Annotated in this window: 17 protein-coding genes; 9 read left to right on the forward strand and 8 right to left on the reverse strand. The window is 43.2% G+C overall.

Going from position 1 to position 21,048, the window contains the following annotated elements; all coding sequences use genetic code 11:
- Positions 1-228: 228 nt before the first annotated feature.
- A complete protein-coding gene (gene purH, locus ACP7AA_RS00560) occupies positions 229-1,809 on the forward strand; it encodes a bifunctional phosphoribosylaminoimidazolecarboxamide formyltransferase/IMP cyclohydrolase (protein WP_426222341.1) in 1,581 nt (526 codons plus the stop codon).
- 154 nt (positions 1,810-1,963) lie between these two features.
- On the opposite strand, the gene ACP7AA_RS00565 is transcribed toward purH, so the two are convergent.
- Together ACP7AA_RS00565 and ACP7AA_RS00570 are read right to left on the reverse strand one after the other, a co-directional pair.
- Complete coding sequence (locus tag ACP7AA_RS00565; RefSeq protein WP_426222342.1) at positions 1,964-3,838, reverse strand: SurA N-terminal domain-containing protein; 1,875 nt, start codon at positions 3,836-3,838, stop codon at positions 1,964-1,966.
- Positions 3,839-4,318: 480 nt separating this feature from the next.
- Positions 4,319-4,591 carry an HU family DNA-binding protein gene (locus ACP7AA_RS00570; protein WP_068404475.1) on the reverse strand — a complete coding sequence of 91 codons (273 nt, stop codon included), beginning with the start codon at positions 4,589-4,591 and terminating at the stop codon, positions 4,319-4,321.
- Positions 4,592-5,231: 640 nt separating this feature from the next.
- Here ACP7AA_RS00570 and ACP7AA_RS00575 point away from each other — a divergent pair.
- From ACP7AA_RS00575 to fdx, 8 genes are all read left to right on the forward strand, one after another.
- Entirely contained in the window at positions 5,232-5,879 is a 648-nt protein-coding gene (locus ACP7AA_RS00575; protein ID WP_426222343.1) for a hypothetical protein, read from the forward strand.
- Positions 5,880-6,466: 587 nt separating this feature from the next.
- Positions 6,467-6,979, forward strand: a complete 513-nt coding sequence (locus ACP7AA_RS00580; RefSeq protein ID WP_201565956.1) for an Rrf2 family transcriptional regulator — start codon at positions 6,467-6,469, stop codon at positions 6,977-6,979.
- Positions 6,976-8,202: an IscS subfamily cysteine desulfurase gene (locus ACP7AA_RS00585; RefSeq protein WP_201565954.1), complete on the forward strand. Its 1,227-nt coding sequence runs from the start codon at positions 6,976-6,978 to the stop codon at positions 8,200-8,202. Before ACP7AA_RS00580 ends, ACP7AA_RS00585 begins: the two co-directional genes overlap by 4 nt.
- Positions 8,203-8,432: 230 nt before the next feature.
- On the forward strand, positions 8,433-8,843 hold the full coding sequence (gene iscU, locus ACP7AA_RS00590) for a Fe-S cluster assembly scaffold IscU (RefSeq protein WP_426222344.1): 411 nt from the start codon (positions 8,433-8,435) through the stop codon (positions 8,841-8,843).
- A gap of 269 nt (positions 8,844-9,112) precedes the next feature.
- Entirely contained in the window at positions 9,113-9,433 is a 321-nt protein-coding gene (iscA, locus tag ACP7AA_RS00595; RefSeq protein ID WP_149489769.1) for an iron-sulfur cluster assembly protein IscA, read from the forward strand.
- 176 nt (positions 9,434-9,609) lie between these two features.
- Positions 9,610-10,203, forward strand: coding sequence for a Fe-S protein assembly co-chaperone HscB (gene hscB, locus ACP7AA_RS00600; RefSeq protein WP_426222345.1), 594 nt, complete (start codon positions 9,610-9,612; stop codon positions 10,201-10,203).
- A gap of 309 nt (positions 10,204-10,512) precedes the next feature.
- Positions 10,513-12,390, forward strand: a complete 1,878-nt coding sequence (hscA, locus tag ACP7AA_RS00605; protein WP_426222346.1) for a Fe-S protein assembly chaperone HscA — start codon at positions 10,513-10,515, stop codon at positions 12,388-12,390.
- A gap of 103 nt (positions 12,391-12,493) precedes the next feature.
- Positions 12,494-12,832: an ISC system 2Fe-2S type ferredoxin gene (gene fdx / locus ACP7AA_RS00610; RefSeq protein WP_201565424.1), complete on the forward strand. Its 339-nt coding sequence runs from the start codon at positions 12,494-12,496 to the stop codon at positions 12,830-12,832.
- 204 nt (positions 12,833-13,036) lie between these two features.
- Here fdx and ACP7AA_RS00615 read toward each other — a convergent pair whose 3' ends face one another.
- The 6 genes from ACP7AA_RS00615 to mfd form a co-directional block, all read right to left on the reverse strand.
- Positions 13,037-14,461, reverse strand: a complete 1,425-nt coding sequence (locus ACP7AA_RS00615) for an adenylate/guanylate cyclase domain-containing protein (RefSeq protein WP_426222347.1) — start codon at positions 14,459-14,461, stop codon at positions 13,037-13,039.
- A 426-nt stretch (positions 14,462-14,887) separates the two neighbouring features.
- Positions 14,888-15,739 (reverse strand): neutral/alkaline non-lysosomal ceramidase C-terminal domain-containing protein, encoded by an 852-nt coding sequence (locus ACP7AA_RS00620; protein ID WP_426222348.1) that lies wholly within the window; start codon positions 15,737-15,739, stop codon positions 14,888-14,890.
- Positions 15,740-15,754: 15 nt separating this feature from the next.
- Positions 15,755-15,967, reverse strand: a complete 213-nt coding sequence (locus ACP7AA_RS00625) for a hypothetical protein (RefSeq protein WP_426222349.1) — start codon at positions 15,965-15,967, stop codon at positions 15,755-15,757.
- Complete coding sequence (locus ACP7AA_RS00630; protein WP_426222350.1) at positions 15,942-16,109, reverse strand: hypothetical protein; 168 nt, start codon at positions 16,107-16,109, stop codon at positions 15,942-15,944. The genes ACP7AA_RS00625 and ACP7AA_RS00630 overlap by 26 nt, the downstream gene beginning before the upstream one ends.
- Positions 16,110-16,397: 288 nt before the next feature.
- Positions 16,398-16,832 (reverse strand): HIT domain-containing protein, encoded by a 435-nt coding sequence (locus tag ACP7AA_RS00635; protein WP_183620932.1) that lies wholly within the window; start codon positions 16,830-16,832, stop codon positions 16,398-16,400.
- Between the two features lie 255 nt (positions 16,833-17,087).
- Positions 17,088-20,858, reverse strand: coding sequence for a transcription-repair coupling factor (gene mfd / locus ACP7AA_RS00640; RefSeq protein WP_426222351.1), 3,771 nt, complete (start codon positions 20,856-20,858; stop codon positions 17,088-17,090).
- Positions 20,859-21,048: the final 190 nt, after the last annotated feature.

A 21,048-nucleotide genomic window follows, 5' to 3' on the forward strand; every position in this document is an offset into this window, starting at 1 on the left:
GCTGCATTTATTTTCCAGTGCTTTTTAACGGCCACTTTTAATTATCATTTTTCGCAGCCGTTTTTCAAAGCCGTTTTTCAAAGCCGTTTTTCAAAGCCACTTTTCACAGTCATTATTTATGGCAAAGCTAGAGTTTATGATCTTATCAATCACGATACACTCTGTACTACTTGCCATTATTACCTTGCCAGGCGTTTACGTCAGGCTTTTTTTTATGGAACTTTTTTTATGAGTACAACCCCACTTGCCCTACTCTCGGTCTCCGATAAATCTAACATCGTTGAATTCGCTCAAGGTCTACTAAAAGCAGGTTTTGGCTTACTATCGACCGGCGGCACTTACCGCTTACTGACAGAGCACAACGTCGCTGTGACCGAAGTATCAGACTATACCGGCTTCCCTGAAATGATGGACGGCCGTGTTAAAACCTTGCATCCTAAGATTCATGGCGGCATTTTAGGGCGCCGTGGTACCGATGACGCGGTGATGAGCGAGCACGCCATTGAACGTATTGATTTGGTCGTCGTCAACCTTTATCCGTTCGCAGAAACCATTGCACGTCCTGACGTGACCATGAATGATGCGATCGAAAATATCGATATTGGCGGTCCTACTATGGTGCGTTCAGCAGCAAAAAACCATGCTCATGTTGGTATTGTGACCGATCCTGCTGATTATACGCGCGTACTCGAAGCCTTAGGCGAAGGTACCACACTGACCCATGCCCTACGTTACGATTTAGCGGTTAAAGCCTTTGAGCATACCGCACAATACGACGGTATGATTGCAAACTTCTTGGGTAGCCGAGTTAATGAAACTCAAACGCCAGAGAATTTCTCACGTACCTTTAACGTTCAACTTGAAAAAGTACAAGACCTACGCTACGGTGAAAACCCTCATCAAAACGCTGCTTTTTATGTTGAAAATCATGCCCTAAAAAGCAAGCAAGCGTCTATTGCAACCGCGCAGCAATTGCAAGGTAAAGAGCTGTCTTATAACAATATCGCTGATACCGATGCCGCGCTTGAATGTGTTAAAGCCTTTAGTGCACCCGCTTGTGTTATCGTAAAACACGCCAATCCTTGCGGTGTGGCCGTAGATAGCGATCAAGTAGCGGCTTATCGCACTGCTTTTAGTACCGATCCTGAGTCATCTTATGGTGGTATTATCGCCTTTAACCGCCCATTGACGGTTGCTGCTGCTAAAGCCATTATTGACAATCAGTTTGTTGAAGTCATTATTGCCCCAAGTATTGAAGAGGGCGTTCTTGAAGCAACTGCGAGCAAGAAAAACGTGCGCGTCTTGGTTTGTGGTGAATTACCAACACCTGAGCAGCGTGAAAGCCAGCTTGATTATAAACGCGTCAATGGTGGTTTATTGGTGCAAGAGCAAGATTTGGGCTTAATTACTGCCAATGACTTAAAAATCGTCACTGACGTCCAGCCAACGGAAGCGCAAATTGCTGATTTGTTATTCAGCTGGAATGTCGCTAAATATGTCAAATCTAACGCCATTGTTTATGCCAAAGGTCAACGTACTATCGGTGTTGGCGCAGGTCAAATGAGCCGCGTAAATTCAGCGCGTATCGCCGCTATCAAAGCTGAGCACGCCGGTCTTGCTACCGAAGGCGCGGTAATGGCATCAGATGCCTTCTTCCCGTTCCGTGATGGTATCGATAACGCTGCTGAAGTCGGCATTGCTGCGATCATCCAACCGGGTGGCTCTATGCGTGATGACGAAACGATTGCAGCCGCAAATGAGCATGGTATCGCCATGGTATTCACTGGTATGCGTCATTTCCGCCATTAATCTGCTGTCAAGATAATGCTGTTAAGACAAAATCATTAAGAATAAATAAGAATCGTATTACATAAAAAAGCCACTATTAATAGTGGCTTTTTTACATTTAAGATTTGATAAAGCTTATTAAAACAAAGGTTTTAACAAATGCCCTATAGGTCGCTTAACGCCCTTGCGCATTGGCCATATTGGTTTTATTAATCTCAACTTTGTACACCATACGTAGATAATCTAGATAATCTTGCAGCTGATCTTGACCTAAATTATCACGAATAATGGCGGCAGTTTGTGCTCTTTGGGCATCAGATAACGGCGATTGCTGCTCTGTTTTGATGCGATCACCGACCAATAACGTCGCACCCATCTCAGTCTCGCTCGCTACTGCCACAACACCATTGGCGGCTGCTTGCTGACTAAAGGCTAAGCCGCGCTCTTTTTCGGTCAATTGCGTGGTCTGACGGTTGATTTCACCTAACGCTTGCAGCTTAACTGGTTGTTTGGCAATATCAGCAGGCGTCTTAATACCAGCGGCCAGTTTCTTCGCCTCTTTTAATGCTAGTGCCGTCGCTTTTTGTTGGCGCAATATCTGCGTAATTCTTGGCGTCGCTGCTGTCAAAGATAGCGTTTTCGTTGGACGATAGTTACTTGGTTGTACCCATACCGTGCCATTACCAACCTCAATACCTGCCGTCACTGCTTGGTCTTGAATGGTAAATTCATCAAACGCTTGCTTAATCACCGCAGGCTGCGCCAAAGCAGATTGGTTGTTTTCTTTACGATAATCTTTGATACGTTTTAATGCGACGTTTTCTTGCTGAGCGATGTCTTCAATACTAAAGCCATCTGCCGCCAAATCGTTAATCGCCGTCACTTTATCCGCATACATTTCCTGACGTTTATACTCTTTGGCTTTAGCCGTTAACTCTGCACGCATGCTGTCTAGACTTGGTATTTTGCTACCATTATCTTCGGTTATGGTAAATATCTGATAGCCAAAGCTGGTCTTTACAGGCGCGCTGACATTACCAACACTCAAGCCTTCAAGTGCTTTTTCAACCGCTGGGGCGTCATTACCAAATACTGAGGCATTAAAGCGTCCGATATCGCCACCTGTTTCTCCTGATGGATCATCAGATTCGGTCTTAGCCAGCTTAGCAAATGACTCACCTTTAGCAAGACGGGCTTTAATCTTATCAGCGCGCGCTTTGGCATCTTTACCGGTTAGCAAGATTTGGCTAATTTTACGCTCATCAACGACAGCCAGACCTTGCTTATAAGCTTCATACTGCTGCTGCACATCTTCTTTACTAACCTCATTAACTTCAATCGCTTGCGGGCTCAGTTGCAGATAAGCCAAATCAACCATGGCAGCGCTTTTTAGCTTGTCTTTATTGGCATCATAATAGGCTTGTATGTCACCCTTGCTCAACTTTACTTGTTCAGCATAGTCTTGCCAATTAAAACGATGCAGCCAAATATTGCGCGACTCTAGCTGCAGGTCAATCAATTGACTGACCGCTTGCATTGGATATACCGCTGTGCCTACGATACTGGCGTTGAGCTGGTCTAAGCTTAACTGATTGCGGAACTCTGCAAACAGCTGGTCTTTGGTCATATTGCGCTGACGTAAAAAGTTTGAAAACTGATCGTTAGAAAAGTTACCTTCCGCATCTTTAAAGATTTCTTCTTGGCGCAATAAGCGATTGATGGTGTCATCAGAAACCGTCATACCAAGCTTACCCGCCTGCTGCTCTAGTAAAGTGCGATCAATCAATCCCTTTAAGACTTGCTCGTGGAGCACATCTTCATTTAATAAACTGGCATCATCAACTTGGTCTAAAAGCTCGGTACGGCGGTTATTTACCGCAGTCTGATACTCGGACAGTCCCACGCTTACGTCACCTACCTGAGCGATTTGGTTGGGATCGACCCCGCCTCCAAAGTAGCTTTCGACACCCAATAGAGCGAGCGGCGATAGGCATAAAATCAATAAAATGCGACCTGGCCAGCTTTTTAAAAAATCGCGCAATTTATCCATAGTTATCTCTGCTTTATTAACCTATATTGATGAAAGACCATTGTAATACTATTAATAATATCAACGCTATATAAGCAGGCAATGGTAAGAAGAAGAACGTGTGCATTTTATCGTTGCAAAACAAGGCTTATTGACAAAGCTTACAGCAAGGTTTTTAAAACCCCTTGTTTAAACAACACATCTATCGCGCGCCCTATGATACGTGATTTTTAATGCAGACTCAAAATATTCACGCTACTATTCACACTAATTGACACAAACTATAGCACTAAAAAAAGCACCTAATCTCTAGGTGCTTTTTTGCTACATCACTCATGACTTAAATTGTACTTTGATTGTCCCTTAAGCCATGAGTTGCCATCATCAATTTACTGCCAACAAACGCTGCTTTCATTCGTGTATCACGTCGTCAACGAGCATCTGTGTATCATAAAATAGCTTAAATGAATGGCGTAAATAAAGCGGCTTGTTTTAAACGGCTTAGTTTAAACGCTCTTTCAAGTTTTTACCCGCTTTGAAGCTTGGTACTTTGCTTGCTGGAATGCTAAGCTCTTCACCAGTCTTAGGGTTACGGCCAGTACGAGCCTTACGGTCTTTTACGCTAAAAGTACCAAAACCAACCAATGAGATGCTATCGCCAGCTTCTAGAGCTTCGCCAACACTTTCCATTACTGCATTCAAAGCTTCGCCAGCTTGAGTTTTATTTAGACCACTTTTCTCGGCGATGCTATCAATTAATTCTGACTTATTCATAAAATTTCCTTCAAGTTTTAGGGGGTAAAAAAACGCTCACGCCAAGTATTGTATCGCTCTCAGAGTACTTAAGCAATAAAAACCACCTGACTGGCGTATAAACAGGTTTCGCTTTGTTAACGTCTTTATAGCAAGGCAGCATAAGGAGCGCAAGCGATTTTACATATTTTTGTGCACTCTACTACGTATTTGACACCCAATGTTACTCAAAACTGCTGCAATTTTTTTGCAAAATCGCTATTTTAGCTTGTGTATTTGGCTTAGGTCTTGTGTCATTTGACGTAGAAAATCAGCTTAGCCAGTTAAACACTATAGCTGGCGCATAAACAATTTAGCTTGCGCATAAACAATGTCATCAAACGCTTATTAAAGCGCTTAGTAACTGACTGCGCTGCTAAAAACCAATTTTTATCGATAAAAATAACTGCCAAGCCATACTAATACATTGTCAGTCATAAATACCAGTGTCTTTATTGACTGGCAAATTGTAAGGTAATAAATTAACAACTGACAGAAACGGGCGTTACTTTTTATTATAAAGGCGTTACTATAAGCGCAATTCTATTGTACATTTTGGGTCGACTTTGATCCTTGCCTGTTCTTTTGTCTTTCATTTACACCATAAAAACGGATTATTTACATGAAGCGTTCTACGTTGTCTCACTCTTTGCTTAATATCATATTGGTGTTTATCGAGTCGGCGCTGACCCTGCTGTTACGCTTAGACCCAGAGCTCCGTAAAGCCGCTTATCCGCTTGCCAAGCAAGAGACTGTCGTCGCGCTAAGATTGTACTTACCGCATGTGGAAGTTTTTGCTACTTTTAGTACTAAAGGCGTGTTATTGGACGACCGCTTGCCTATCGGACGTACTGAGCCTGACGTTGTTATCAATGCTTATAGCATTCAAGTGATTAATGCCATCACTACCCACGACAGCGAAACCACCGAAAAGCTACAAATGCGCGGGGAGTCGGTGCAAGTACAGTTGGTGAAGCAGTTTATTATGCAGCTGGGTCTTGGTAGTTTGATTCAAGGCGTGATTAAAAAGATTAAGGGCGGCAAAAATAAGCCCAAGCCTACCGAAGCTGAAAAGGCCGATAAGAAAGAGAGCTATAAGTTACGTATTAAAGAGCAGCAAACTCAAATTACTACTTTGACCATCAAAAACCGTGAGCTTGAAACCACGGTAAAAGAACTACAAAGCAAACAGCAGACCTTTATTATTACGAGCATAGTCGCTGCTGTTATCGCCATTGCCGCTATCATCGCTCTATTTATAATGACATAACTTTTAATAATCTCATTCGATAATGAATTAGTTTTACAACAATGCACGGCCGCTGATCGCTTATAAATACTGATATTTCATACAAATCGTTTTTTTAAGAATATAATAGCTTCACATCGACGTAGCGTTTAATAATACTTAGCATTATTAAACGCTTTTGTCATATACACGCTATTGCGCACTTTTCCTCCTCGCTACTCCTCTTTCATATTTACCTTTAATATCTGCGTCATTGTTTTTATCAATCATGGTCATAAGTTGCACTCACCATTCAACCACACTTTAATCTTGACTAAATTACTCGGGATTGATTATAATGACTCTATCGTTGCACACATCGGGTAAACCATCTGCTGTTTAATAGCGACAAGACACCACTTAGTTGATAGATGATTTCCCTTAACAGGAGTGTCAATACTATTAAGTATTAAATGCTATTAGCTATTCATAGTTCGCTGCCAATAAACCACTTATGCTTTATAAGTAATTGATGGCATAAATGATTGCGAGCAGCACACTTCTAACAATACGACATGACTAAGATCGTTGTTAAATAAATTTATCCTTAAAAGGTTTGGAGATAATATATGCGTTTGACTACTCGAGGCAGATACGCCGTGACCGCTTTACTTGACTTGGCATTGCAAACCAGCCAACAAGAGAGCGCCGTCTCTTTATCAGACATTGCTAAGCGGCAATCGATATCTATCTCTTATCTTGAACAGTTATTTTCCAAACTGCGTAAGCGTGGTTTAGTCACCAGTATTCGCGGTGCAGCAGGTGGCTATCATCTGGCCAAGCCACTTGATGAGATTGATGTGATGAGCATCATTTCTGCCGTCGATGAATCTGTGGATGCGATGCAGTGCGGCGGACGCGGCGACTGTCAAAGTGGTACAATGTGCCTAACGCATGATTTGTGGTGCGCTCTATCTAATCATGTTGAACAGTACTTGAAAAATATAACATTAGCGCAATTATTAGACATGGAACACGTGCAGTCAGTCTCAGACCGTCAGCACCTCTCTTTTCCAAAAGAAACTTCTATGAAAGACATCAATACTATTACCCTATCGACCAGCGAGGCAAACCCAGCATGAGCCAACATAACAACCTTATATACTTAGATTATGCCGCCACTACGCCAGTTGCTAAGTCAGTCGCTGCCAAGATGAGCGAATATCTGACAGTAGACGGCATCTTTGGTAACCCAGCATCACGTTCACATGGCTATGGCTGGCAAGCGGAAGAAGCGGTAGAAACGGCTCGCGGGCAAGTGGCTGAAGCGATTAATGCTGACCCACGCGAAATCGTCTTTACCTCGGGTGCGACAGAATCAGATAACTTAGCCATTAAAGGCGCAGCACACTTTTATCAGTCTCGTGGTAAGCATATTATTACCAGTAAAATTGAGCATAAAGCCGTTTTAGATACCTGCCGTGAGCTTGAACAAGAAGGCTTTGAGATTACCTATCTTGAGCCGCAGCCAAGCACTGGTTTGATTTTACCAGAGCAAGTTAAAGCAGCTTTACGCGACGATACGATTTTAGTCTCACTGATGATAGTAAATAACGAGCTTGGTACGATTACCGATGTTGCAGCGATTGGTGAAATCACTCGCGAAGCGGGCGTTATCTTCCACGTCGATGGTGCTCAGTCAGTTGGTAAAGTATTGGTCGATCTTGAAAAGATGAAAATTGACTTAATGAGCTTCTCAGGTCATAAAGCTTACGGTCCTAAAGGTATTGGCGCATTATTCGTCAGTCGTAAACCACGTGTTCGCCTAAAAGCGGAACAACATGGCGGTGGTCATGAGCGCGGTATGCGTTCAGGTACGTTGCCCACGCATCAAATCGTTGGTATCGGTGCCGCATTTGCTTTAGCCAATGAGCGCTATGCAGAAGACCATGCCCACGCGGCAAAGCTACGCCAAAAACTGTGGGACGGTCTACAAGATATCGAAGAGATTTATCTAAACGGTGATTTAGAAAACAGTGTGCCAAATATTGTTAATATCAGCTTTAACTTTGTTGAAGGCGAGTCGCTCATGATGTCACTAAAAGACTTGGCGGTATCATCAGGTTCAGCCTGTACCTCAGCCACGCTTGAGCCATCATACGTATTGCGTGCTATTGGTCGCCCAGATGAATTGGCGCATAGCTCAATCCGCTTTAGCTTTGGTCGTTATACCACTGAAGAAGACATTGATACAGTTATCAAGCAAATGCATGAAGCGGTTGATAAGCTACGCGCCCTATCACCACTTTGGGATATGTATCAAGAAGGCGTTGATTTAGACTCGGTAGAATGGTCTGAGCATTAATATTTACCAGTAAAACTTTTAATAGTTAAAACGTCTAATGGTTATCAAATATAACCATTAGCTGAACCATTAATTAGACAATCATACATTTAGTTTTTATAAATACAGTTTTATGAACGACATGTTTGACCCCAATTATCGATGAGTAGACAAGCATTTAGCGTTAGTAAGTGACTAATTCAGTTTCATCGTCTAAATGCTTACTCATCATCTAACTAGGAGAAAATCCCATGGCCTATAGTGACCAAGTTATTGATCATTACGAAAACCCACGCAACGTCGGCAATCTTGACAAAAATGCCAAAAACGTTGGTACAGGTATGGTTGGCGCGCCAGCATGTGGCGATGTGATGCGTCTACAAATCCAAGTCGATGATAACGGTATCATCGAAGATGCACGCTTTAAAACCTATGGCTGCGGTTCAGCAATTGCGTCAAGCTCACTCGTCACCGAGTGGCTAAAAGGCAAAAGCTTGGATCAAGCTGGCGAGATTAAAAATATGGACATTGCTGAAGAATTGGCATTGCCACCAGTAAAAGTGCATTGCTCTGTACTTGCAGAAGACGCCATTAAAGCCGCGATTAGCGACTATAAAGGCAAACATAGCGCTACTGCGGTAACTGAAGAAGCAACCAGCTAATTTAGAGCGTATGCGCTTATTAATGTAATGAGCGTTAGTAGCCATATTTTAGTAGCAGTGCTTTAGCAGCAATACTTTAATAGCAGTATTTTAGTAAAAGCCATGAGCAGTAACGTTAGAAGCTACTAACGCTAATAAGGTGACAATAACGCTCATGTAATTGTCACCTTTTATTTATTTTTTAACGCTTTATTCGTACTAAGCTCTACACAAAATAAGCATTTTGCGTGAATTATTATTATCGATTTTGAGAGTCAATGGGAGTTGGCATGATTGAAATGACAGAACGCGCCGCTCAGCATGTTCGAGATTTTTTGGACAATCGCGGTAAAGGTGAAGGCATTCGAGTGGGTATCCGCACAGCGGGTTGCTCAGGCTTGGCTTATGTCTTAGAGTTTGTTGACACACCTGACGAAAATGACACCCGTTATGAAAGCCTTGGCGTTAATATTTTTATTGACCCTAAAAGTTTGGTCTATTTAGATGGCTTACTGATGGATTATGAAAAAGAAGGTCTAAATGAAGGCTTTAAATTCACCAACCCCAATCAAAAAGGTGAATGTGGCTGCGGTGAATCGTTTACGGTATAAGGACTTAAACGAGAGTGCGCTAAACGATTGACACTCAAGCGATTAGCGCTTAAATACTGAGTTATTAGAAATCACTATTTAAAACAGTTATTAAAACAGCCCTCGAAACGACTATTGAAACGACCATCAAAACAGTAAAGTCCTCACAATAATAAATAGAAATGAAGGCAGACGATATGACAGACATCACCTCAGAAGCACAGTTTGATAACTTCTTTGCCCTATTTGAACAACCTGTACAATTTGCGGTCAATCAAGAGCATCTTGATCAGCAGCTGCGTCTGCTACAAAAACGCTTTCATCCGGATAACTTATCGGTAGCAAATGATAAAAATGCGGCAGATAGCGCGCAAGCTAAGCAACAATCAGAGCAGGCATCAGCGCTTATTAATCAAGCTTATCAAACGCTAAGTGTGCCCGATAGTCGTGCCAGCTATTTGTTAGATATCGCAGGTCAAGCCCAAAATTTGGAGCATTCTATTGCCGATTTAGACTTCTTAGAAGATGCCATGCAAATGCGTATTGACTTAGATGAGGCGATTGAAGCTAAAGAGCTGATAGCATTGCAGCAGCTACATCCGCAGATTACTGAGCGTTTAGCAAAACAGTCAGAGCGCTTTAGTATTGCTTATCAAAGCCAAGACTGGCAAACGGCGATTGACGCCACACAAAAGTTAAAATTCCTAGTCAAGTTAGATGCCGATGTGACCACAGGACTTGATGAAGTCGCGTCTGCTGAGCATTTAGACGATGATGACTTATACGTTTAACCTCATGCTAAGTAGCACTGTTTAACTTTACGAGTGGCAAGTTTATATGAGGGTATGGTTAAAATGACCGCTGCTATCCCGTATAATTGCAGATATTAACTACCTTTTAACTAACATTTTTACCATGGCTTTCTAAGTCCGTATGTTTTTAAACGCCTACGTTTAACTATTTTTGATTATTAATAACAATTAGATTATTAATAACAATTAGATTATTAATAGCAGTTAATAGTACAGCGGTTAAATGATAGTCGCCCATATATTGCCTTTGTTCCATTTCACTTATTCATTTTATCTTTGAGTTTTCTTATGTCTTTATTGCAAATTGCCGAACCCAATCAAAGTGCCCAACCTCACCAGCATCGTTTTGGTCTAGGAATCGATCTTGGTACCACGCGCTCACTGGTCGCTGTGGTACGCTCAGGCAAGGCGCAAGTTTTGCAAGCAGCGACAACGACAGATACTTTGTTACCGTCTGTGGTCTACTATCCAAGCACAGGTAATCCAGTGGTTGGCTATGATGCCCTTGCTCACTTAGCAGATGATCCAAAAAATACGATTATCTCGGCTAAGCGCTTTATGGGTCGTAGCCAAGCAGATATTAAATTCTCCCATCCTTATGAGTTAAGTGGCAGCAAAGATGCGATGCCTGCGTTTGTGACGGCGCAAGGGGAAGTATCTCCTGTTGAGGTTTCAGCGCGTATTTTAGCAGCGCTAGAGCAACGTGCCGCAAGTGCCTTGCCCGATGAGAGCATACAGGGTGCGGTGATTACTGTGCCAGCCTATTTCGATGAAGCACAGCGTCAAGCAACTAAAGATGCAGCACAGGCGGCAGGTATCAATGTATTACGCCTATTAAATGAGCCTACCGCTGCGGCAGTCGCCTATGGTCTCGACCAACCTACCGATGACAATACTGAAAACTACTACTTAATCTATGATTTGGGTGGTGGTACTTTTGATGTGTCTATTTTAAAGCTAAGCGATGGCGTATTTGAAGTATTGGCCACAGGCGGCAATAGTGCGCTTGGCGGTGATGATATTGACCGCTTGCTGACCAATTGGCTGATTAAGCAATTAAATATCGACCCCAAAGACGTAAGCTTGCATGACAAATCAATACTTGCGCAACAAGCTAAGAGCTATAAGCAAGCATTGACGGATGCTGAACAAGTCGATATCGACATTGTGGTCAATGAGCAATCTTATCAAGGCGTCTTAAGTCGCAAAGATTTGATAACGATTGCAGAGCCTGTCAGTCGCCGTACGTTGAGCGTCTGCGAGCAAGTACTGCGTGATGCCAAGTTATCTGCCGCTGATTTAGATGAAGTGATTTTAGTCGGTGGTTCTACGCGTATGCCTGCAGTCCAGCAAGTGGTTACAGACTTTTTTGCTAAAGAGCCGCTTTGCCGCTTGAATCCAGATGAAGTCGTCGCTTTAGGGGCGGCACAAACCGCGCACCAATTGGTCAATGGCGATAGTGATAATGGCTTGTTATTACTTGATGTGACACCTTTATCGCTTGGTCTAGAGACTATGGGCGGGTTGGTTGAAGTATTGATTCCGCGTAACACCCCTATTCCAGTCAAAAAACGCCAAGTGTTTACCACTTATCAAGATGGTCAAACCGGCATGGTCATCCATGTGGTACAAGGTGAGCGTGAGACGGTCGATAACTGCCGCTCACTTGGACGCTTTGAGCTATACGGCATTCCATCGATGAAAGCAGGCTTTGCACGTATTGAGGTGACCTTTAGTATTGATGCCAATGGACAGCTAACCGTCAGTGCGCAAGAAACCACCACTAAAACTGAAAGTAAAATCGAAATTGTGCCATCTTATGGTCTGTCTGATGAGCAAAAAGAGCAGCTATTGATTGCTGGCTTTAAGTACGCTGAAGAAGATAAAAATGCGCGCTCTTTAATTGAGACCAAAGTAGAAGCTGAACGCGAATTATTGGCACTACAATCGGCGCTTAACGAGTTTGCAGCATTAATGTCAGCTGAAGAGCAGCAGTCATTGGCGCAAACCATGCAAGACCTGCAAAGCGCGCTTAACACTAATGATTTAGCCATTATCGAAGCCAAACAAGCCAAGTTAAAGCCACACAGTGATGCCTTTGCCGCCCGCATTATGAATCAAAGTGTTAAAGCCAGTATGGCAGGCACCAGTGCCCAAGATTGGTAGCAGATACCATTAATAATATATACGCCTAAGAAACTTACCTAGCAGTTGAGCTAGGCGGACCCTTTTTTATTTTTTTAATTGATTAGCAGCGGACAAATAACTTATGCCAAAAATTACTATATTACCCCATCATGAAATTTGCCCTGAAGGTACCGAAGTCGAACTAGAAGCAGGCAGCAACTTATGCAAAGCGCTGCTAGAAAAAGGCATCAAGATTGAGCATGCTTGCGAGATGTCAAAAGCTTGTACGACTTGTCACGTGGTGGTCCGTAAAGGTTTTAATAGCTTAGATGAGATGGACGATATCGAAGCCGACTTACTAGACCGCGCTTGGGGTTTGGAACCTGATTCGCGTTTATCATGTCAGGTTATGCTTGATGATGAAGATTTAACCATCGAGATACCTAAGTACACGCTAAACCATGCCAAAGAAAACCATTAAATACTTGTAGTGTTTTATGACTTAGCTTGATTATCCAAGCTCATTTAGTTGAAAACATGCTGACAGCAAACTAAAAAAGCCAGTTATTTATCATAACTGGCTTTTTCTATTTTTACTTCTAGTAATCCTGCATGCAAATTTAACTGTCATGCTATAAACATTCATTTTTTACAAATCACTCAAATCGGCTTCATTCTGCGCTTATTAATGACGATTGTTTTCTTGCTTACTTGCCTCTAACATCTCAAGCGCTATCGTCTGCTCTTCTTTTTCAATACGCGCCAGCGCCAGATTTAAGCGATTTCTGATATCCTGATAATCATTGTCTTGCATGTCTCTAAAATTCAGATGCAAATTAAAACCTGGTAAGGTGTGGTCAACCCACTTCGACAACTGACCTTTATTTTCATCAGGATCAAGTACTTGCCAAGCGTTTATTTTTTTATCAAAACCTTTGAGCTGAAAAGCACCAGCATATTCACAGTCGTAATCATGCGAGATATAATCATAGGTACTGTCACTGATAAATATCTGTCCTTCGCCAGCGACCGCTTCAAGCCTTGACGCTAGGTTGGCTTCTTTCCCAATGAGGGTATAGCTTAGGCGACTATTACTACCAAAGTTACCGACATGACAGTAGCCTGTGGTAATACCGATGCGAATATACAAACCTTCAAAGCCCAACAAACGCCATTTTTGCCGCAAGGTGCGCATCTCACGGCGCATATCTATGGCCATTGCCACGCAGTCTAGTGCATCTTGACGCGGTCCGCGGCTGTTTGGTTCGCCAAAAAAACACACCATACCATCGCCAATAAACTTATCCAATACCGCGCCATGCTTATTGGCAATTAAGGTCATACAGTGCATATAGGTATTTAAGATATCAGCCAAATTGTCCGCGCTCAAACTCTCAGACAGTTCGGTAAAGCCGACAATATCTGAAAACATAATCGTCAGCTTGGCACGTTTATTATCGACGTTAACGGGACTGTCAGATTTTACAATTGGTTCCCAGACTTGCAGCGGCACAAAGCGTGTTAACTTATTAATCACAGAAACCATGGTATTTAGACGCCCAACCGCTTGCTGCGCTCGTGCTTCATAGTTTATATAGTCATGATAAACGTGGCGAAAATGGCACAATAGCACAAGCATACTGGCCAATAAGATGACGGGGGTAATCAAGCTTTCGTGGCAATCTATTTGAGCGCTACTTAAGGTGACACTCACATAATAAAAAACAATGACCGTGACTACGGAAACCGCTATGAGTTTTAGATGGTTTTCCGGACTGCTAAGAATAACTCGCAAGCCGATGAGCGCCGATAAGCTGAGCGAGATAATGGGGCAAAACTGTATCGAGCCGATGACCGCCGATAATAAGATAATGACAATGTTCGAGGTCCAAAAACTGGTTTGGCGACGATAGTTATAAATTAAAAGTATTAAGCTCGGCAGACAGACAATGACCACTAGCGCCATTGAGGTTGGACTAAAATTAAAATGTACAGCGAGTAATATAACCGTCAGTATTAAAACGTAGATTTCCGGATAGTCAAAGCGATAGGCATTGCTATTACCATCCTGTAGCGGAATCTTTGCGCTTGAGGTTTCTAAAAATGCCATGGTCGCTATTCGCCTAAAGAAAAACCATCAGAAATCTTAATGAACATTAAAATAACGCTCATATTATCATTGAGGTCTTAGGTAGCCCTTATTAAGCAGCCCCTATTTCGGGATAAAAGATTGATCACTAACGCTCATCTTTATAAACCACTGATAATATAAGTAGATAGTAAATCCATACATTATACTGCTTTATTGCCATAGCACCTAGGTCACTGGTAGGAAAAAGCATACCACTTATCGCTCATTTGCCTAAAAAGCTCTTTAAATCCAAAGCTTAGTAGCTCTGGTTTAAATTAACATTCTTAAAAGACACAAGAATACATAGCAAGAAATAAAGACCAAAAAGCCAGATAACTACTATCTGGCTTCTCTATATATAAAGATTAAGTGGAAAGTGAATTTATAAAAATATAATAAAATTTATTACTGAACGATAAAGCTATTAGAAACGCCTGAATACGGCTTTATTTTACGCGTCCAGCCACTTTTCCAATCGCCTTGATGGGTCAATCGATACGTACCCGCTGGGGTGTCATTACTGATTCGCCAATCGATAATAGCTTTACTATAAGCCGCCCCTTCACGCTGCCAAGTATAGGTGGTCTCAAAGTCACTATCACTCAGATAATCGACCCACTGGCCATTCTCAAAACGCTGTACCTTTAAAAAACTGTCTTCGGTCCGTAGATTGTTTTTAGGATGAGCACCGCGAAATACTGCTGTGGCAACCTGACCTTTTTGATAACTGGCTTTAGGCTGAGTGAGGGTTTGTCCCCAAGCTTGTTTTAAAGGCTTATCATCGAATACCACACCCGGACGCTCATTGAACGACTTAGCTGAGCGATCAGGCGGTGTGGCACTGTCATAAACCTCTATGCCATCCCGTAGCGCTTCGGCCAGTTGGGTATATTCTTGTATATAAGCAGCTGTTTGATAAGGGCCATATTCAGTAGATGCCCCTTCATAATGTTGGGTGGCGAACTCTTCACGCGTGCTCAAATAGCCGCTATAGTTATTGGCCAAGCCATTAATGATAACGGTATCTACGCCTGAATCTTTTAGCTGCGCCAGCACGGCAGCGCGCATCCGTCGTCCGACCATGGTCGTCGGTTCACCAGGAATAGCAACGATGGCGATATTACCGATACGCATCAGCTGAACGGGTTGCTGAGTATTAATCCAGCCCCAGCTGCCAGTCGGTAATAATACTTGTTTTTCAGCCTGACAGTCATCTTGGCTGACGGTTGATACAACACCAAAGGCACCGCGCGTCAAACTTCCTAGGAAAGATTAGTCCACTTTATTAATATCATCATTAATGCGGAAGTTTTCTCGCGTCATGCCCTCATACATCCCCGGTATGTCCGATGGGCCATTTTCGCCGCCAGCAGCAAACGAGTAACCGCGGGCTGGCATACATAAGACTTTATTGCCTGCGCCATTGGTGAACTTACCGTCGACTTGGTAGCCCTTTAAATCAACCCAGCGCGCGCGTACATCCACGGGACCAAACCGGCACACCTTGATTCCAAAGCTCAACCGCCTTATCAAGCTGCAGTTGTCCATCACGCCTGACATTTTCCCACTCATTGTCGCTGCCTTGATAGCCAGGTTTTGAGTTGGCATTACCATCTGCAGCCAACACATCACCCTCATCGGCATTGGCAAAAGCGGCAAATCAAGCATACTGACTAATACGCAAAAAAACGGCTGCGAGGAGATAAGTTGGCTATATCCATTTAACCAACCCACTCTCTAATATAATGAATGACAGACAAATGTAAAACACTTTATGGTTAAAACTACTTAAACCATCATTAAGTCTGGCTTTACAGGTTGTTTAAATAAATGTATTTAGATAAAAATCGTTTGGAACGGAACATTTAAATGCAAAATTATAAATAGTTCAATTTAAATCTTACTACTCAAGATTTTACTGCATTTGCCAATCGAACGGCATTTGATGGTGACCACGTAGCGCCATCATTAATGTCTGCTGCATCTGCGCCAATACTTCTTTGGTATAAGGGATGGCTGGCACGCCCCATACTGGATTTGGCCACTGCATGTCGTTTTGATAGCGAACGATATGATGGAAATGTAACTGCGGTACTTGATTGCCGAGTGCTGCCACGTTCATTTTATCGGCTTGGAAGGTCTTGGCCAGTTGGCTTGATAACCAGCTCGATTCACGCAAAAACTGCGCTTGGTCAGCCTCAGATAGCTCATATAACTCTTTGATACCTGATACCCGCGGCACCAATATCAACCAAGGAAACTGACAATCATTGATTAAACGACAGGTCGATAATGGGAAATCACCCACTAAAAAACTATCAGCAGCAAGTTTATGATGAAGTTGGAACATAATGACGGTTCTCTTTTTATGACGCTTAAATAAAAGGAATGGAAATCTAGAAAAGCAGAATTTAATTAACTAAAAAATAATACGCTTAAAAAACATTGTGCTATAAAAAATAGTAGGCTAAATATAGGGTGTCGCTATTTTATCAGTTATCCAACCGATAAAATAGCGCCATGACTGATTGTCTTAGGATGCAACATTCACCTTATTTAAATTATTTAGCGAATCTGTTCAGTTTAAAAATATAAATCAATGAAGCTAAGCTGACTCTGCCACCATATGCTCACTAAAATAGCGTAACAGCTCTTGAATTGCACTGACGCGCTGCTGCGGTGTTGCCAGTTTATCGGCATCCTGATAACGAATGCCAGAGGCACCATTCATACGATAGCGCTGCCCATTACTCTGAATCAATTTAATAATCGCTAAGGCATCGACCGGCGTATCAGGTGCAAACTCTAATGTCATGCTATTACTATTGGCATCAATCTTATTAATCTTTAGCGGCTCAGCTTGTATACGCAGTCCGTGAATGGCGAATAACTGCTTGGTTTGCTCAGGTAATATGCCAAAACGGTCAATCATTTCGGTACGAATATCGGTCAATGCCTCTTTATCATCGGCATTACTGATGCGTTTATAGAACAACAAACGCTGATGCACATCGTGTAAATAATCCTCTGGTATCAACGCCGAACTATGCAGGTTAATCTCGCTGGTCAGCGACAATGGTGTACTCAAATCAGGCTCTTTACCCGCTTTAATCGCTTTTGTCGCTCGCTCAAGCATATCCATATATAAGCTAAAGCCAATCGCTTGCATATTACCACTTTGCTGCTTACCAAGTATCTCGCCGGCACCGCGAATCTCTAAATCCTCACTTGCCAGCATAAAGCCTGCGCCCAGTGTATTAGCGCGCTCAATCGCGTGCAGACGGCGCTTAGCATCGCCTTTAAGACCTTTGATAGAAGGCACTAGCAGATAACAATAAGCCTGGTGATGACTACGGCCAACACGACCTCGCAGCTGATGCAATTGCGCCAAGCCAAACTTATCGGCGCGCTCAATGATAATGGTATTGGCATTGGGTACATCAATACCGGTTTCGATAATGGTCGAACAGACTAGCACGTTGAACTTTTTATGATAAAACTGCTGCATGACTTGTTCAAGTTGGCGCTCTTGCATTTGTCCATGAGCAACCCCTACTCGCGCCTCAGGAACCAATTCACGTATGGTTTCTGCCATACGCTCGATACTGGCAACATCATTATGCAATAAATAAACTTGCCCGCCACGCAGTAGCTCACGCAAGATAGCCTCTTTCATCAGGGCTTCTGTTTTTTGCATGACAAAGGTTTTAATAGCCAAACGACGTGCCGGTGGCGTGGCAATAATCGACATATCACGCATACCTGAGAGCGCCATATTAAGCGTTCTAGGGATGGGCGTCGCTGTCATCGACATACTATCCACATCGGTCTGAATCGCCTTGATACGCTCTTTATGACGCACGCCAAAGCGATGCTCTTCATCGACAATCATCAAACCTAAATTAGAAAATTTCACATCAGGCTGTAATAGTTTATGCGTACCGATAACGATATCAACCTTGCCTGCTGCGAGGTCTGTGAGAACCGTTTCTTGATGCTTTTTGCCACCGAAGCGCGATAGCGTTTCGATACGCACTGGCCAATCAGCAAAACGGTCGCGGAAATTGTCTTCATGTTGACCGGCTAGCAAGGTTGTCGGCACCAATACTGCCACTTGATAGCCAGCACTAACCGCAATGAACGCCGCCCGCATGGCGACCTCTGTCTTACCAAAGCCCACATCACCGCAGATAAGGCGATCCATCGGCTGGTTCTGTCTCATATCTTCCATCACCGCATGGATAGCATTGGCCTGATCGGGCGTTTCTTCAAAAGCAAATTGGCTGGCAAACAACTCATACTGTGATGAATCTATTTTAAAATGAATACCGACTTTTGCTTCACGCCGTGCTTGCATATTAAGCAGTTCAGCCGCTACATCGTGGATTTGCTCGAGGGCTTTTTGCTTGGCTTTATCCCATTTGCCGCTGCCAATTTTATGCAATGGCGCAAGCGCAGGATCACCGCCGCTATAACGGTTAATCATTTGTAAATTGGCAACCGGCACATAAATACTGGCATCATCGGCATATTTCAAATGAATAAATTCTTGTTCACCATCGCCGACATCTAGCGTAATCAGTCCGTGATAACGTCCGATACCATGCTCGATATGCACCACTGGGCTACCTTCGGTTATTTCGGTGACACTTTTAACCAAAAACTCTTCTGATACCCCGCTTTGACGACGGCGGCGCGTTTGCAGTACTTGCCGACCAAATAACTGTGTCTCACTAATCAGCACTAAACGTTCAGGAACATAGACGCCGCGCTCAATGGGTGCAACCGTGAGTCCAACTTGCGGCAGCTTATTACCATTGCTCTTTGATTTGTCTGCTGCTAAAAACGCCTCAAAGCTGTCATAAGCTTTGATATCGATTTTGCCTTTAAACAGCTCGATGAGAATCTCACGGCGACCCGCTGTTTCAGCGACAATCAATACCGGTGTTGCCGTTTGTTCTTGCAGCGTTAAAAATTCTAACAGTTCAGTCAGTGGCTCAGCTTTTTGATGATTGACTGATAATTGCGGCGGCTCTTGCGCACTTAACGTCACCAAGCCTTGCTGCTTACTCGGCACAAGCGGCAGTTGTGGCTGAGAATCTGGCTGCTCTTCAACTTCCAGCAATGATTTGTCTGCTAACAATGAAGCATCTTCTAATAACGAAGCATCGCTATCAATCGCAGCGACATCGGTCATGGTAGCCAATTCATTACGCGCACTGAGTATCACCCGTGGATAATGATTGAGGTGCTCGTTTAAAGTATTTGATAATAAATACAATAATTCAGGCGCGACGATGGGTTTATCAATATCATGACGACGTTCTTCATAACGGCGCTGAATCTGTGACCAATAATCTGCTTGTTTTTCGTTAATTAGCTCATCTGTGATAAATAGTGCATCGCTTGGTAGGTAAGCAAATAAGCTACTCTCAGCTTCCCAATCCTTTAAGTCAAAAAATAGTGGCTGATAATATTCTAATCCGCTACTGGCGATACCCGCCATGACATCTTTATGTAGTTCAAACTTGCGGCTGCTGGTATTAGGGAACATAGCAGCAAAGTTGGTGCGAAACGTCTCGCGCCCTTCATCAAGCGGAAACTCTTTTGCTGGTAATATCTGGAATTGCTCAATAGGCTTTGAGATATCTGGCAGTTTATGCAGTAGTGACAGCGACTCTTTGCCCATACTGCTATCGTTGCCGCTCATCATCGTTTTGAGGTCATCAACGGTCAATGTGCGCTGGGTCTGCGGGTTAAAAAAGCGGATGGTTTCAATCTCATCGTCAAATAAATCTAAACGCAGTGGAAACGGCTGACCCATGGCAAAGATATCAATGATGCTACCGCGTACGGCAAATTCGCCCGGCTCAAAGACGTTCTCAACCGCACGGTAACCGGCCTTTGCCAATAAGCCACGTTGGGTATTGATATCGAATCTATCACCGACACTCAAATCAAAATGCTGCCCTATCAGCCAGCTTGGCGGTGCGACCCGATGCATCAACGCCTGTACCGAGATGAGCAGCACGCCTGACGTTGGCATATCGGTTAATAGATTGATACGTTCGCTGACGATATCTTGATGCGGTGACAGCTCATCATAGGTTAATGTCTCCCAATCAGGGAATACATAAGCATCGACGCTGCAAAATGCCAATTCTGTCTCTATCTGATTAAGCTGGTTTTGGTCACGCGTTACCACAACCTTTAGACGGTCGGCAACATTCCATAGCGATGTTTGCACCAGACTTGCCAGCCACAAACTACTGACTGCCCCATGCACAGGTGCCAGCCAACGGCGCTGGGCATTCTGGATAGGAAACAACTGCTGGTTAATCGGTTCAAAGGCGTCAGTCAAAGCAGTGATAGGCATAAAGAATAGGGTCAACGTTAAGAGTCAGAAAGCTATTATACGAATATTTCAGCAATTACCAAAATTTATGCCGTAACGGTTTGTCACTTAGCATTCTTATGAAAAAACCAATAGCCAAATAGTTGATAAAACTTATATTCGTATATAAAGACAGGATGAGTAAATGTAAAAACCTCAACGGTTAAGCTGA

Source organism: Psychrobacter sp. DWR1-2-3 (assembly GCF_049896465.1).
GTDB lineage: Bacteria > Pseudomonadota > Gammaproteobacteria > Pseudomonadales > Moraxellaceae > Psychrobacter > Psychrobacter maritimus.